This is a genomic window from Agrobacterium tumefaciens, assembly GCF_005221325.1.
Lineage (GTDB): Bacteria > Pseudomonadota > Alphaproteobacteria > Rhizobiales > Rhizobiaceae > Agrobacterium.
The window spans coordinates 274670-289363 of sequence record NZ_CP039889.1; the positions used below are offsets into that span (position 1 = coordinate 274670).

The following is a 14694-nucleotide window of genomic DNA, read 5'->3' on the forward strand; positions in this document are numbered from 1 at the left end:
CGAATGTTTGTCTTACCGGACTATCCACATGCACCCTTGGGACAAACGACTCTGATCTGAACGGAGCTATTGATGCTACACGGGCACGACGACTGCATTGATCCTCCTTCTGCAACTGCGCCAGCACGAACGAACCGGCAAAGCCTTCCGACGCGTTGACTGCGCCCTCTCCCGTTTGTCCAGTCGCGCCTGCAATGTTTTCGTCCGCTCTTCCAGCTCCCTCATCCATTGTGCGATCGGTTTGCGCATGTCGCCCTCCGCGGATTGATGCATTTGTGTCCCTATTCAAACACGAGCAATGACCGCTTGGCGACTACTACTTTTAGTAGTCGAAATGCCCGTTCGTTGTTGCTAGCCTCGCCACCGGTAAACAGACAAGGGCGCACTTACGACTTGCACCGCATTGGAGCGCTGAATTTCCCCGTTGAGGACCGGAGATTTCGTTTGGCGATTTATCATCTCAGCACCAAACCTGTCTCGCGCTCATCCGGCCGCAGCGCTGTGGCATCTGCCGCCTATCGTTGCGCGGTTCTGCTCACCAATCATCGCGATGGCCTTGTGCATGACTTCACCCGCAAAGAGGGTGTCGAGCATAAAGAGATCGTGCTGCCGCAAGGTCTTTCTGCCGACTGGGCTTTGGATCGTTCGGCTTTGTGGAACGCCGCTGAGTTTGCAGAAAAGCGAAAGGATGCCCGCGTCGCCCGCGAATTCGAAATCGCGCTTCCGCATGAGCTTTCGGCAGAAGGGCGACTGAAGGCTGCACGCGCCTTTGCCCAGGATCTGGCAAACCGCTATGGCGCGGCCGTGGATTTTGCAATCCATTCGCCAAGTGAGCATGGTGATATCAGGAACTACCATGCGCATGTGCTGATGACGACGCGAGAAGTTGGCAAAGCCGGCCTTGGCGAGAAAACTCTTCTTGAGCACAAGAACACACGGCTGTTGGCAAACGGTATGGCGACAACCGACATGCAGCTCCGCGATATCAGGCAGGCATGGGAAGGCATCGCCATCCGTGCGCTTCAGCGCGAAGGCCTGGACGTTCGCATCGATCATCGCTCGCATGCCGAGCGCGGTTTTGAGTTGTCGCCGACCGGGCATATGGGCGTGCATGCGTCGCAAATGCGCCAGCAAGGAATGGCAGTCGAGCGCGGCCGGCTGGATAACGAGGCAGCACGGCGAAATGCCGCGCTGATCGGCGAAAAACCGGAACAGGTTTTGTTGCTGATCAGCAATGAAAAGAGCGTGTTCGATCGACACGATATTGCCAAAACCTTGCATCGCTACATCAACGATGACGCACAGACGTTCCGAAACGCTTTTGCGGCTGTCATGGCATCACCAGCGCTTGTGGAGCTTCAGGCTGAGCGCATCGATCCTGAGACAGGCGACGTGTCCAAAGCGCGCTATTCGACGCGGGAGATGATTGATCTGGAAGTGGGCATGGCGCGATCGGCGGAACGGTTACATCAGGCGCATTCCCACGGTGTCGATCCGCGCCATATCGAGCGTGCAATGGAAAGGCAGGATCGCTCTCTTCGGAAAAGCTCTGACGGCACGTTTGCTGCGAGCGATCTGCCAGCAGGATTGTCGGACGAACAGCGTCATGCGATCAAACATATTACGGGGCCTGAAGGCATCGCGGCCGTGGTCGGGTTTGCTGGTGCTGGGAAGTCCACCATGCTGGCAGCCGCGCGTGCGGCGTGGGAGGCTCAAGGTTATCAGGTCCATGGGGCGGCGCTTGCCGGAAAGGCCGCCGAGGGTCTTGAGGAAAGCTCTGGCATCCCGAGCCGCACCCTGGCGTCATGGACTTACAGCTGGGACCATGGCCGGGATATGATCGGCAGCAGTGACGTGTTCGTCATCGACGAGGCCGGCATGGTCGGGAGCCGGCAGCTCGCCCGGTTCATCGGCGAGGCTGAAGAGCGCGGTGCAAAGATCGTTCTTGTCGGCGACCATGAGCAGTTGCAGGCGATCGGGGCCGGTGCACCCTTCAGGGCGATTGCCGAGCAGATCGGCCATGTCGAACTTTCCGACATTCGCCGCCAGCGTCATGATTGGCAGAGACAGGCATCGGTTGCCTTTGCGACCCACAAGACGGCCGAGGGTCTGGCCGCCTACCGCGAACACGGCGACATCCACTTTGCAGAAAGCCGCGACGCAGCGATGGCAGAGATCGTGCATGATTATGTTGCCGATAGTGAGAAGCGTGCCGATGGCACCCGGATTGCCATGGCGCATCGCCGAGCCGATGTGCGCGCCCTCAATGCCGCCATCCGTGGCGAACTTCAGCGCAGCCATTTGCTGGAGCACAGCCACGGGCTGGGCGACGGTGCGGACCGTGGGGATGGAGAGGCCGGTCGCGAACTAACCTTCCAGACCAATAACGGCAAACGCGCCTTCGGCCCCGGTGACCGGATCATCTTCCTCGAAAACAACCGCGACCTCGGCGTCAAAAACGGCATGCTTGGCGCCGTCGAGCATGTGGAACCAAACAAGATCCTCGCCCGGCTCGATGGTCGAGGTGGCGAAAGTGTCAGCATTCCAACAGACAGCTACCAGGCGATCGATCACGGCTATGCGACGACGATCCATAAAAACCAGGGAGCGACGGTCGATCGCGCCTTTGTGCTGGCGTCCAGCACCATGGACCGGCATCTGACCTATGTCGCCATGACAAGGCATCGCGACAGCGTGCAGCTCTATGCAGACATCCAGGAGTTCACCAAGGCGGGCCGGCTGGTTGATCACGGCGTTGCGCCCTACGAGCATAACCGCCAGGCGCGAGAAAACTATTTTGTGACGCTGGAGGATGACAAGGGCGAGCGGCGCACGGTGTGGGGTGTTGATCTCAAGCGGGCCATGCAGGAGGCCTCGCCAAAGATCGGGGACAGGATTGGCCTTCAGCATAAAGGGGCCACGCCTGTGACGCTTCCGGACGGTACGCAGGCCGAGCGCAATGCGTGGCGTGTCGTCAAGGGTGATGAACTGGCCTACCAGAAGCTGACAAGCCGCCTGTCGCGTTCCGGCGCGAAGGAAACCACGCTGGATTACATCAGCGACTTTGCCGAGCGGCGCGGGATCGCAAGCGACCCGTGGGTCGGGCAAGAGTTTGGGGTGAGAAGCGAGATCGAACTTGCTTCCCGCCGACGTGGCGACCAAGAACTTTCATCCGCGTCGGCACATCTGCAACGGGAGCAGCAGGATCGGCCATCAGAGCGTCAGCAGGTTCACGAGGAACGTGCCGGCGATCTGGCCGGCCCTGTTCGCCAGCACGATCCGCTCCATGATCTCGCACCAAAAATCGATGACGGTCGGCGCGACGACCGGATAGAGGACAATAAAGGATATCGCCGCATCCGGTGGTCCGATCTCATGTCGCAAGAGGACGCCGTCCCTGCCCAAACAGAAACTGCCGGCCAGCAATCGTCGCTGGAACCCGGTAAGCCCGGTCCGCTGGTGCCAGCGATTACGCGCTACGACCGCAGCATCGAACAAATAGCCCGGGAAAGGGCGGCGTCCGTCATCGATCAGAGGTTCGATACGGTTGAGTCAGTTGCGCGGCACGTGTTCCGTGACCCGGTCGAGGTCACCGCGAGACTGCGCACCGCGATGACCGAGAAGGACGGCAACGGAAAAATCATGGCAAAGGCCATGGCCGAGCAGCCAGAGCGCTTCGGAGAGCTACGCGGCAAGTCGGGCCTGTTCGGGAACAACAAGGAACGGAAAGAGGCGCTGCAATATGCCAGGTCTCTCTCTGCCCATATCGGCTATATCTCCGAGGCGTGGGAGCGCCGTCTGGGCGAAGAGCGCGCGAGCGAACAATGGCAGCGCGAAAAGCGTGATGTGATCGAGGTCCCTGGCCTGACCTCGCGCAGCGCCGAAATCCTTGCCAAAGTGGAGAAGATGCCGGTCGAGAGACGAAGCAAGTTCATGACAGAGCTGCGATCGTCACTTGAGGGCCGAGCCGCGCTCGATGAGGCCAAGGTCGTGGCCGAAGCACTCACGCGGCGGTTTGGTAGTTCCGATCCTCGCAGGTTTGCAGAGGAGCTGGAGACACGTCCGGAGCTCGCAAAGCAGGCCGAGCAGATCCAGACAATCGCCCGCGTGGTGCATCGTACACGCCATGCTGAACTCAGCCATGACCATACGCTGAGACGGCAGCTTGCACGGTCTCAGGGGCTCGGACTGAGTCGATAGGCCGGAGACTCTGCCATCTGCTGGTCCAGAAGCTTGGGGCGGTTCAGCGCCGACAGCACGGAGGCCGACTTCCTGCTCCTCGGTCCAAGTGTTTCCATATTGGTTTAAATGGGACTAAATCTCCGATGGTTTTTACTACAATGATTTAATCTCTTTGATTAGGCTTAAAAATTCGGTTTCACTTAGTTGAAACTCTGGCCCCTCCTCCATTGCCATTAATGTGAGGATTATGCCGTCCATTTTCGGTGTGGAGTGCCCCCGTTTCGCCGGACATGTCGGCTAGATTGATTTAGCCCTGATGAACTGCCGAGGGGAAGCCATCTTGAGAGCGGAATGGGGATGGATTTCATTGTAGTCCTCGATCCATCCGTCGATGAGACGGAGCGCCGTTTCGGCGTCCGGTAGTGCCGAGATGCGGACGTAATCTCGCTTCAGGGTTTTGACGAAAGCTTCTGACATTCCGTTCGACTGCGGACTGGCCACCGGCGTGAAGCAGGGCGTCAGGTTGAGCGCCTGGGCGAACAGCTTCGTATCCCTCGCGGTGTAAGCCGACCCATTGTCCGACAGATGTTCGATTGGATGTGGGGCTCTGGTTCCGTTGAAGCGTTTCTCGACCGCCTCCAGCATCATATCGCGCACGTCCGAGCCGGAGATGCCCGCATTGGCAACTGCCGTCCAGGCAATGATCTCGCGGTCGAAGGCGTCGATAATGAAGGCGAGACGAATGACCTCACCATTCCAGCAAGTGAACTCCAGACCGTCGGAGCACCAGCGCAGGTTTGAGCGCATGACCATGACCTTGCCGTCATGGATGCGGCCCTTGCGAACGGCCGTATGCTTCTCCAGCAACATGGCGTGGTTGCCCATGATGCGGTGAACCCGTTTGGCGTTGACGACAGGCTTATCGGCGGCTCGCCTTTCGCGATTGAGGAGCGCGGCGATCCGCCGATAGCCGTAGGTCGGCCTTTGATCCACCAGCCTGCGAATGGCGGGCAGAAGCTCCGCATCCTCGGCCTTGTGGTAGGCTCCGCGCGGCTTTGATTTGCCTTTCAGCCGCTCGATGAGGTTGGAACGGGAGACGCCTAGCGTGTCTGCGACGGCCTTCATCGCGAACCGTCCTTCGGCAACAAGATCGGCCGCGATATCCGTTTTTTTGAGTCCGCTTTGGAAAGGGCTTCGCGGAGGATTTCGACCTCCATCGTCTTGCGACCGAGCATGCGCTCCAACTCCCGGACGCGATCCTCCAGTTTCTTCACTTCCGAATTCCCGACAACCGGCTCGTCAGAATCCACGGCTGCAGCACCTCCCTCGCTCAAGAGCCTGCGCCACCGATAAAGCAAATTGGGCGCGACGCCATGACGGCGAGCGGTCGAAGATACCGTCTCGCCGGGTTCGAAACTCTGCTCAATGATTGTCAGCTTTTGCTCGGTTGTCCACCGCCTGCGGCGAACATCACCCGTCAGCAATTCAACGTGTCGATACTCGTTAGACATAAGCCTGTCCTCAAGCCTGTGCTTGAGCCTTTCTGCTTATGCCGACTGTCCGGTCGAAATGGGGGGCAGTTCACGGTGTAAGTTCCAAGCCATGTTGCTGATAAATGCGGGTTGCTAGTCTCGAAACTCTCGTCGGATTGAAACCACCGAGCAGTTCCCTCTCAAACATTACAGCTAATTCGCCAGGTGCCAGTGTCATTTCCATCCTTCCAGTTCTGCCCCCGTTGGAGGATAATGTTGTGCGTTTACCGGTCTCCCATCAATGCTCTTGGGATGAACTCGAATGACTTTCCCTGAATGATCGTAGCTTTCCATCCACTGCCTTGTTGAGCCTGTGGAGGGATTGTACTCCGTGACAAACGATGCACCGCGCGTGGGGCCGTCAGTTCGCGCTTGAACTTCCTGCGTATAGTAACGAACTCTACCATCAGGCGCGTTTTTGTGACGACAGCTGACTGTTGTGCTTTCTGCAAGCCTGACAATTTAGCCTTCAGCGCAGCCTGGGCATTTGCGTTGCTTGCAGCGGATGTACCTGATGTCGTGCCGTTTTGGTTATTTGTAGCCTCACCAGAGGTTTGACCAGCGTTGCCCTTCGGTCCCGTAGCTCCAATCTTTTCAGCAATGCCAAATGTGAGAACAGCGATGGCTGCGTTGACAATTGACTGATTAACAAAACCCTTGAGAGCCGCCTGGACGGAATCCGGGTATCGCGTCAGCAACTCGATGGTCCGAAGACGTTCTGCATAGACGACTGCGGCGAGATCCTGATTCGACAAGCCACCAAACGCGCCATTGACCAACCGCATTTCCAAATCGGCATAGCCGCCCGCAACCATGGATGAGGGGTCCATGGGGTTGGCAGGGTCACGCAGATACTCGACGGCTTTCAGCGTATCAGTGATGGCGGCAACGCAGGCCGGACTTGTTCGGTTAGCGTTGCAGGCAATGCTTGGCCCTCCGCTGGCGTTATGCGTTGTCAATGGCCGCCTGAGCGTCATGAAAAGCGGTAATGCAATCTCACGCAGCCCTTTTCGATTGCTGTTGCACTGATTAGCGTCGGGCTTGCCCGGTAACCGGTCAGAGGAAAGAGAGGCCGGCCGGAGCCGAGGATTTCGGGGATGACGTAAATCTCGATTTCATCCAGTGCGCCACGCTCCAGAAAGGCCATCTGCAGCTTTCCACCGCCCAGCATCCAGACATCGCCGTCATCGAGAGCGCGCAATTCCCTGATCAACGAGTCCACGTCGCTCCGCACCTCCAGAGCTCCCTTGGGCGCCTCGATCGGCCGCGACGTGACGACGATGACGCGCTGATCTCCATAGGCCCAGGGCGACGGTTCACTGGCGATGAAATCATAGGTCGCCCGCCCCATGACCACGGTTCGAATTTCCTTCAGGAACAACCGGTAATCGTGTTCGCCGAGGTCCATATCGTCATATTTGAAGAGCCAGTCGAGAGAGCCGTCTCCAGAAACGATCCGCCCGTCCAGGCTCGCCGCGATATATCCGCGAATGACCGCCATATCATCCTCCTTGATTTATAAATGAATATATGTTTATATATTTTCATGCCAAGACACAAGTCGATTTCAGATGATCAGGTGCTGGATGCCCTGCTGCCCCTCATGTTGCAGACAGGCCCTGATGGGCTGACTTTTGCCGCAGCCGCAAAGGCCTGCGGCTTATCTGCGGCAACCCTGGTGCAGCGTTACGGCAAACGCGAAGACCTTGTCGAAACCGTGCTTCTGCGCGCCTGGGACAGACTGCAGGCGGAAACGGAGAGGGCCGATGAGGAGGAACCGTTGACGCCGCTGGGCGCCATATCCCTTCTCATACGCCTCATGCCGCCTCAATCCGCAGAACAGAACGCCAGTGACGGGCTGCTGCTGCTCAGGGAAGATATTCGCAATCCGAAGCTGCGGGCGAGAGGAGCCCTCTGGGGACACACCCTCGCCCACGCGCTTGGCCGCCGCCTTGCCAGCGACAAGGAGAGAGCGGAGCGGCTCGGGTGGCAGATGGCCGCCGTGTGGCAAGGCGCACATACATGCTGGGCGTTCGTCCGCGGGGAAGATGCGGGCTCTGCAATACGGAGGGCCCTCGAAGAATGGGTCGCCATGCTGAACATCGACGAGCCGTAATCCGCGCCATCGGGGTGCATATTTTATAAGCCCGCAGGGCAATGGATTCATCCCCCAAAAACCGCTTGACCTCAACCGTGATTGAGGTCCTAGAAGTATTGTCACCTTGTTTTCGCAAGGCTCTTTCCATGCTCTTGAGCGAACAGTTGACAAAGGATACCCCATGGCTTTCCAGCTTCCCGACCTCCCCTATGCCCATGATGCGCTCGCCCCTTCGGGCATGTCCGAGGAGACGCTGAAGTTCCATCACGATCTCCATCACAAGGCCTATGTCGACAATCTCAACAAGGCGATCACGGGCACGGAATGGGAAAAAAGCAGTCTCGAGGACATCGTGCGCGGCACCTATGAAAAAGGTGCGGTCGCGCAGTCCGGCATATTCAACAATGCCTCCCAGCACTGGAACCACAATCTCTTCTGGGAGATCATGGGGCCACAAAAACACACGATACCCGGACCGCTGGAAGATGCACTGACGCAGTCTTTCGGCTCGGTGGCGCTGTTCAAGCAGAATTTCGCCCTCGCCGGCGCCTCGCAATTCGGCTCGGGCTGGGCGTGGCTGGTGGTGGATACTGATGGTGCGCTGAAGATCACCCGCACGGAAAACGGCGTCAACCCGCTGTGCTTCGGGCAGAATGCGCTCCTTGGCTGCGATGTGTGGGAACACAGCTACTACATCGATTTCCGGAACAAGCGTCCGGCCTATATCGAAAACTTCCTCGACAATCTGGTGAACTGGCAGGCAGTCGCCGCCCGTCTCTGATTTGAGCCCCACCAACCCGGCCGGCCCCGCTGCTCTGGGCGGCCGGTCGGGTCAGGCGCAGCCGGACAGCCGCCGTCCGGCTGCAACTCCATTCGAGCATCTCCATGCCCTATGTCGTCACCGAAAACTGCATCGCCTGCAAATACATGGACTGCGTGGAGGTCTGCCCGGTCGAATGTTTTTACGAAGGCGAGAACATGCTCGTCATTCACCCCGATCAATGTATCGACTGCGGGATTTGCGAGCGTGAATGTCCGGCCGCGGCGATCAGGCCTGATACCGAGGCCGGGCTGCATGTCTGGCTCGACCTCAATCGCCACTATTCCGGCATCTGGCCGCGCGTGCACCAGAAAAGCACGCCGCCTGATAATGCCGACATCATGAACGGTGCTGCGGCCAAGTTTTCCATTTTTTCGAAAAATCCGGGAGCGGGCGGTTAGCCCGGCACTGCATGTCTCATAATCTCAGGCTGATCGATGGCGGTGTGATCAATCACGCGCATGTTCCGCTGAAAACCTCCACCTCTCCGACGATCTCACCGCGTGAATTCAAGGACGCCATGGCGGGCCTCGCCTTCACGGTCGCCGTGGCCACGACCTCCTATGCCGGAGAACGCATCGGACGCACGATTACATCCTTCATGCCGCTCAGCGCGGAGCCGCCGCTTCTGATGATCTCCATCGACGCCAGCAGCCGCATGGTCGATCTCATCGCCGCAAGCCAGCAATTTTCCGTCACGGCGCTGTCCAGAGGACAGGAGGAGATCGCCGACGTGTTTGCCGGAAAAGGAAACCTGCCGGACCGGTTTTCCGTCGGCAGCTGGGATGTCTGGCCTTCGGGAAGCCCTAGGCTTGCCAAGGCACTGCTCTCCATGGATTGCGAACTCGTTGGCTCCATTGATGTCGCCGATCACATCCTCTTCGTCGGCACGATCATCGAAGCGAGGTTCGATCCGTTGCACAAAGCCTTGCTCTGGAGTGAACGCAATTATAAGGGTGCGGAGGTAACAAAATAGCTGTCGGCACGAATCTCTCTCATCGCGCCTTCAGGCATACAACCGTCCTGTCGTCGCTGAATTCGCTCGATGTTGATCCCTTTACCGATGGATAGTCGTTGAGTTTGTGAAAATCCGCCGCTTCGACGCGGGCGAATTCGGCTTCCCAGTCGACGACGTCGATCCCGGTGGGCAGTGAGAGATAACCGTCGGTAAAGATTTCCAGGCTGTTGATCGTGTCCTTGGTGAGCGACAGGTCGACCGTCCCCTCCTCCATCACCATCCCGCCATTGATCGAGGCGTATCCCAAAACATGGCCTTGTCTATTTGCATAATGTGGCTGAACGCGAATACCGCCCATCAGAAACTCTTCGACGGCTTCGAGGTCGTTTTGAAGGCCGCTTGCGGCTGCGGCGGCGATGATCACTTTTTCCGCGTCGGTCGCACTCATGATCTCGGCTTTGACAGCCGCTCGGAGGCCGGAAAATATGGTGGCGCGGGTTTTGGCCTCCGCTGCATCACCATCCCCAATTGACGCGAAAAGCTGTTTGAAGACGTGGATGCGCGCCGACGTGCTGACCCGGTCTATGAGCTTGGCATGCTGCAGCAGCCTGTCCCCATTGATACGAACACCGGAATCGCCAGCCAGAAGCAGCCGAAAGCTATCACCCATATCGGCAACGATGGCGAGCGTGGTGGATGGTGGATGGCTGGCATTGATGCGCTCAGCCTCACTTTTCAGGATATCGCTGACGGTCTGGAACAGCGTGGCTGCCTCGCAACTTTGCAAAATACCCTGAATACTCATCTCCGCCACCGCCTTTGCGGCGGCAAGAGCGGCGATCCGACCGGAACTCAGCCCGCCATAATTCACGCCGGTCGGGTCGGTCGCACCGTCAAAAACGGCGAGAACCCGTCCGGGAAGAAGAATTGCCACATCGTCCCCCGGCGTTGCGGCATTCTTGTATTTCGATTGCGAAAAGCTCGCGATATTCATCGTATTGTTTCCTTGCAGAGGGGAGCAGGCGGCGACATGCCGGTCACCGTGCTATCGTCTTTCATGAGGGTTTCAAGCGGTCAGACGAAGGAGGCTTCCTTGTCTTCGGACAGGCGGAAAACCACGAAGACGCAGATCCCGGTACTGACCAGAAGCAGGGTGGACAGCGCCGCCGCCGTGCCGAATTCCCCGTCGATCACCTGAATATAAATCAGGACCGGCATGGTGATCGTTCGTGCCGTGTAGAGGATCAGCGTCGAGGACAGTTCGTTGATGGCGGTAATGAAGCTCATCAGCGAACCGATGATGAGACCGGGCAGCATTAACGGCACTGTCACCGACAGGAAGGTCTTTGCCGGTGACGCCCCCAGATTGACCGCAGCTTCCTCGATCGATGGCTTGATCTGCCTGAGGATTGATGTCGTCGAGCGGACGCCATAGGGCAGCCGGCGGATAAACACCAGAAGGACGATGATGAGCGCCGTCCCGGTGATGTCAAAGGGCGGATAACGGAACGTCGTCACGTAGCCGATCGCCATGACGACGCCAGGAATGAGATATGGCACCATCAGAAGAAGATCGAGCGAGCCGGAGACCGCATTGTCACGTCGAACGACAATGAAGGACAGCAGCCCGGAAACGATGGCAATAAGCACCACGGCGGCCAGCGCGAATGTAAAACTATTGGCAATCGCCTGCGGTGAATCGCGAAGGATACGGGCATAGCTGTCCAACCCGAAGCCCCCGGTGAAGACAGGGCCGCTGGTTGCGAGGAACGAGGTGTAGATGACAGTCAGCGACGGCAGCATGGCGATGAAGACGACCAGATAACAGAAGCCGTGGACGATGAACGATTTCAGCGGGCGCGTGGACTGCTTGACCGGCCTGTTGGTAAGCGAACTGGCGTAACGGCGCTTGGCAAGAATGTGCCGCTGCAACAGAAGTGCCGCCATCGAAATTGCAATCATCACCATGGAAATCGTCACCGCCATGGTCGGTGTTCCCGCCATTTCGGAGGTGTATTGCGCATAGGCGATGGTCGAAAGCGTTCTGATGCCCTTGCCGAGGATTGCCGGCGTTCCGAAGTCGGCGATGGACAGCACGAAGCAGATGATCGCGCCGGTGCTGACTGCCGGAAAAACCAGCGGCAAGGTGATCTTGCGGAAACGTTCGAACGCCGTGCAGCCGAGATTTTCCGCCGCGTCCTCATAGGACTTGTTGATGGTGTTCAGCGCGTTCTCCGTCATCAGGAAGATGTAGGGAAAGAACTTCAGGCTGAAGACCATTACGATGCCCGGGATCCCGTAGATCGTCGGCAATGAAATACCGGCGAAGGACAAGAGATTAGTGACCGCACCGTTGGCACCGAACAGCATAATCCAGGCATAAGCACCAATGAACGGCGGTGCGCACAGAACCAGAACCGCGAAGGTGGCAATGAAAGTGCGCCCCTTGATGCGATAACGGGAGGTACAGAAAGCAAGCGGAATACCGAGAAGGCAAGCGCCCAGCATGCCCAGCACACCGATGAGAAGCGTATTCCAGAGTGCGACGGTATAAAAACGCCGTGTGAACACTTCCGCATAGTTGCTGAGACCGAACGCACCGGTTTTGGCATCGAAGAAACTGATGAAGAAGACGCTGAAAATCGGGAGGATCAGGAAGATCGCCAGCAGGATGACGGCAAACACCGTCACGCTTGTCCAGAAACCTGGCAGTCGCAGGCGGAAACCGCCCGGCGTTGCAGTCGCAGCCATATCCGTCATGACAGGCGCTCCCCGGTTACACCCTCGCCGAACAGCTTCGCATCGGCCGCGCGCCAGGAGAAAGTGGTCTTCTGGTTGGGCTGGAGTGCGATAATCTCCGGAGATGGCTTGGTGATCGCCTCGATTTCCTCACCCGACGAGAGCACAGCAGCGACGTTCATCTCCCGCCCCGTGAAGCTGACCAGCCTTATGGTCACCGGCAGTTCGATGCGCTCGTCACCACCGATTGCGGAAGGACCGACAGAAATCGCCTCCGGGCGGATGGCGGCGACGATCTTCCGCTGCGGGGAAATCGCATCCGCCTGCGGCAGCGTCACCTTGAGGCCGGATATGGATGTCTGCTCGCCCGAACGGTCAAGCGTCAGGAAGTTGTTTGCCCCCACGAAGGATGCGACAAAGCGGTTGGCCGGATTGTTATAGACCTCCCACGGCGGTGCGGCCTGTTGAATGACGCCGCCGTACATGACGCAAACCAGATCGGACATGGCAAGCGCCTCCTCCTGATCATGCGTGACATAGACGGTGGTGATGTTCATGGCCTGCTGGATTTCACGCAGCTCCCGCCGCAGGTCCACGCGAAGCTTGGCATCGAGGTTGGACAGCGGCTCGTCCATCAACAGCACTTTCGGGTTGATGACGAGTGCGCGCGCGAGACCCACACGCTGCTGCTGACCACCGGAGAGTTCGTGCGGCATTCGATTGGCATAGGGAGCAAGCTGCACCACATCGAGAATCTTGCCGACCCGCTCGCGGATCTCGGCTGAAGACGCCTTGCGCTGCTTCAGGCCGAAGGCGATGTTGTCAAACACCGAAATATGCGGAAACACCGCGTAATCCTGAAACACCATGCCGACATCGCGCTTATGGGCCGGCACATGTTCTATCGCTTGTCTTTCGATGCTGATGCTGCCGCTATCCTGCTGATGAAAACCGGCAATCGTACGCAGAAGCGTGGTCTTGCCACAACCGCTCGGTCCAAGAAGCGTAAAAAACGATCCTGATGGAATGGAGATATTGATGTCGGAGAGAGCAACGACATCCCGGTAACTTTTTTTGATGCTGGTAATTTCTACGGCGGCCATGTGCTGCTCCATGACATATCCTGCGCGGCACACGACCACGGCGGACGAGACAAAATGCGAGTATGAATGCGATACCGTGGGGACGGCGGCCTTCGCCGCCGCCTTAACGTCTTATTGGACGTCGAGTAGGATCTCGTTCCATTTTTCCATCAGGCGCGAGCGGTTGTCCGCAGCCCACTTGAAGTCGTATTTCGCATCCGGAACATCGGACAGCGGAACAAGTGCCGCATTGGCCGGAACATCGGTTCTGACGGAACGCCGACCTGCTTTTACCACCACTTCCTGCGCTTCCTTGGAGACGATGAAATCGATGAACGCCTTGCCGTTTTCGGCGTTGGGGCCGCCCTTGACGAGCGCCATGCCGTCAGGCGCGATTGCCGTGCCTTCTTTCGGATAAACGATCTCTACCGGGGCGCTGCCAAGCTTGTAGCGCAGGGCGGCGTCTTCGAGCGTGATACCAACCGCCTGCTCGCCATCATTGACGAAACGCGGAACCGCGCCTGAAGAGGTGGACAGAACGGAGTTGCCGAGAATGCCGGTATAGACTTCCCAGCCCTTCTCCTCACTGTCGAAATCCTGCAAAACCGTCGCCATCTGGATATAGGCGGAGCCGGACTGATCGGCACGGGCGGACGAAATCAGGCCCTTATATTCTGGCTTGGCAAGATCGGCCCACGATGTCGGAACCGGCGCGCCTTTCAGCGCTTCCTTGTTGACGATGAAGGCCGTGACGACTGCGGTAAAAGGAACCCAGTTGGTGCTCGGCGAAAAGGCTGGGTTGATCGATGCTGCCTCGACAGGCTTGTAAGGTTCGAAGAGATCGGCGGAAAAATCGATGACGGTGCCATCAACGCTCCAGATCACGTCGCCTGCCGCCTTGCCGCTTTCCGCCTTGATGCGGTTCATCAACTCACCGGACCCGGCCTTGACAAGTTCGACCTTGGTGCCGGTCTTCTTTTCAAACAGGGGCAACAACTCGTCCATGAGCTGCTGCGGCGCTGCCGAATAGACCACGACAGTGCCTTCCGCGTGGGCGAAAGCCGCGCTGGCAAGGAAGGTTGCGCCAGCAACAAGGCGCGCGAAAATAGTGCATGATTGACGCATAAAGGGCTCTCCGTTTTTTTGTTCCCTGACCACGATGTCCCGCGACTTAATTTTTTACTGGTTTTGTCGTCGCAGCTCGCTGTCTGCAATTTATTTTCTTTACGTAAATTAATATGTCAAGCGCGAATTCATTACAAAAATTAAAATGAACTATCCCG

General features: G+C 58.1%; 12 protein-coding genes. 5 read left to right on the top strand and 7 right to left on the bottom strand.

What is annotated here, in order from left to right; translation table 11 throughout:
* Positions 1-444 precede the first annotated feature (444 nt).
* Positions 445-4200 (top strand): Ti-type conjugative transfer relaxase TraA, encoded by a 3756-nt coding sequence (gene traA, locus CFBP5499_RS16200; protein ID WP_080829872.1) that lies wholly within the window; start codon positions 445-447, stop codon positions 4198-4200.
* Positions 4201-4479: 279 nt separating this feature from the next.
* On the opposite strand, the gene CFBP5499_RS16205 is transcribed toward traA, so the two are convergent.
* The 3 genes from CFBP5499_RS16205 to CFBP5499_RS16215 form a co-directional block, all read right to left on the bottom strand.
* Positions 4480-5693 (bottom strand): IS3 family transposase gene (locus CFBP5499_RS16205; RefSeq protein ID WP_137066218.1). Its coding sequence is split into 2 segments (ribosomal slippage): positions 4480-5357 and positions 5357-5693, totalling 1215 coding nucleotides; the frame shifts between segments, so codons are not numbered across the junction.
* Between the two features lie 245 nt (positions 5694-5938).
* Positions 5939-6673 (bottom strand): hypothetical protein, encoded by a 735-nt coding sequence (locus tag CFBP5499_RS16210; RefSeq protein WP_173990627.1) that lies wholly within the window; start codon positions 6671-6673, stop codon positions 5939-5941.
* A 14-nt stretch (positions 6674-6687) separates the two neighbouring features.
* Positions 6688-7215, bottom strand: a complete 528-nt coding sequence (locus CFBP5499_RS16215; protein ID WP_080829871.1) for a dihydrofolate reductase family protein — start codon at positions 7213-7215, stop codon at positions 6688-6690.
* 45 nt (positions 7216-7260) lie between these two features.
* Here CFBP5499_RS16215 and CFBP5499_RS16220 point away from each other — a divergent pair, with 45 nt between their 5' ends.
* From CFBP5499_RS16220 to CFBP5499_RS16235, 4 genes are all read left to right on the top strand, one after another.
* Positions 7261-7830 carry a TetR/AcrR family transcriptional regulator gene (locus tag CFBP5499_RS16220; RefSeq protein WP_080829870.1) on the top strand — a complete coding sequence of 190 codons (570 nt, stop codon included), beginning with the start codon at positions 7261-7263 and terminating at the stop codon, positions 7828-7830.
* 163 nt (positions 7831-7993) lie between these two features.
* Positions 7994-8593 (top strand): superoxide dismutase, encoded by a 600-nt coding sequence (locus CFBP5499_RS16225; RefSeq protein ID WP_080829869.1) that lies wholly within the window; start codon positions 7994-7996, stop codon positions 8591-8593.
* Between the two features lie 104 nt (positions 8594-8697).
* Positions 8698-9033, top strand: a complete 336-nt coding sequence (gene fdxA, locus CFBP5499_RS16230; protein WP_080829868.1) for a ferredoxin FdxA — start codon at positions 8698-8700, stop codon at positions 9031-9033.
* An 11-nt stretch (positions 9034-9044) separates the two neighbouring features.
* Positions 9045-9608: a flavin reductase family protein gene (locus CFBP5499_RS16235; RefSeq protein WP_175416800.1), complete on the top strand. Its 564-nt coding sequence runs from the start codon at positions 9045-9047 to the stop codon at positions 9606-9608.
* 19 nt (positions 9609-9627) lie between these two features.
* Here the strand turns inward: CFBP5499_RS16235 and CFBP5499_RS16240 are convergent, their stop codons facing one another.
* The 4 genes from CFBP5499_RS16240 to CFBP5499_RS16255 all read right to left on the bottom strand — a co-directional run bounded on the left by CFBP5499_RS16240 (position 9628) and on the right by CFBP5499_RS16255 (position 14536).
* Positions 9628-10584, bottom strand: a complete 957-nt coding sequence (locus CFBP5499_RS16240) for a hypothetical protein (RefSeq protein ID WP_080829867.1) — start codon at positions 10582-10584, stop codon at positions 9628-9630.
* A gap of 80 nt (positions 10585-10664) precedes the next feature.
* On the bottom strand, positions 10665-12350 hold the full coding sequence (locus CFBP5499_RS16245; RefSeq protein WP_080829866.1) for an ABC transporter permease: 1686 nt from the start codon (positions 12348-12350) through the stop codon (positions 10665-10667).
* Positions 12347-13432, bottom strand: coding sequence for an ABC transporter ATP-binding protein (locus CFBP5499_RS16250; protein WP_080830238.1), 1086 nt, complete (start codon positions 13430-13432; stop codon positions 12347-12349). The genes CFBP5499_RS16245 and CFBP5499_RS16250 overlap by 4 nt, the downstream gene beginning before the upstream one ends.
* A gap of 111 nt (positions 13433-13543) precedes the next feature.
* Positions 13544-14536, bottom strand: a complete 993-nt coding sequence (locus tag CFBP5499_RS16255) for an ABC transporter substrate-binding protein (RefSeq protein WP_080829865.1) — start codon at positions 14534-14536, stop codon at positions 13544-13546.
* Between the last annotated feature and the right edge of the window lie 158 nt (positions 14537-14694).

Bases quoted from the DNA above. Each gene is read 5' to 3' on its own strand.
- CFBP5499_RS16215 (WP_080829871.1), bottom strand. From the start codon at position 7,215: ATGGCGGTCATTCGCGGATATATCGCGGCGAGCCTGGACGGGCGGATC.
- CFBP5499_RS16220 (WP_080829870.1), top strand. From the start codon at position 7,261: ATGCCAAGACACAAGTCGATTTCAGATGATCAGGTGCTGGATGCCCTG.
- CFBP5499_RS16225 (WP_080829869.1), top strand. From the start codon at position 7,994: ATGGCTTTCCAGCTTCCCGACCTCCCCTATGCCCATGATGCGCTCGCC.
- fdxA (WP_080829868.1), top strand. From the start codon at position 8,698: ATGCCCTATGTCGTCACCGAAAACTGCATCGCCTGCAAATACATGGAC.
- CFBP5499_RS16235 (WP_175416800.1), top strand. From the start codon at position 9,045: ATGTCTCATAATCTCAGGCTGATCGATGGCGGTGTGATCAATCACGCG.
- CFBP5499_RS16240 (WP_080829867.1), bottom strand. From the start codon at position 10,584: ATGAATATCGCGAGCTTTTCGCAATCGAAATACAAGAATGCCGCAACG.
- CFBP5499_RS16245 (WP_080829866.1), bottom strand. From the start codon at position 12,350: ATGACGGATATGGCTGCGACTGCAACGCCGGGCGGTTTCCGCCTGCGA.
- CFBP5499_RS16250 (WP_080830238.1), bottom strand. From the start codon at position 13,432: ATGGCCGCCGTAGAAATTACCAGCATCAAAAAAAGTTACCGGGATGTC.
- CFBP5499_RS16255 (WP_080829865.1), bottom strand. From the start codon at position 14,536: ATGCGTCAATCATGCACTATTTTCGCGCGCCTTGTTGCTGGCGCAACC.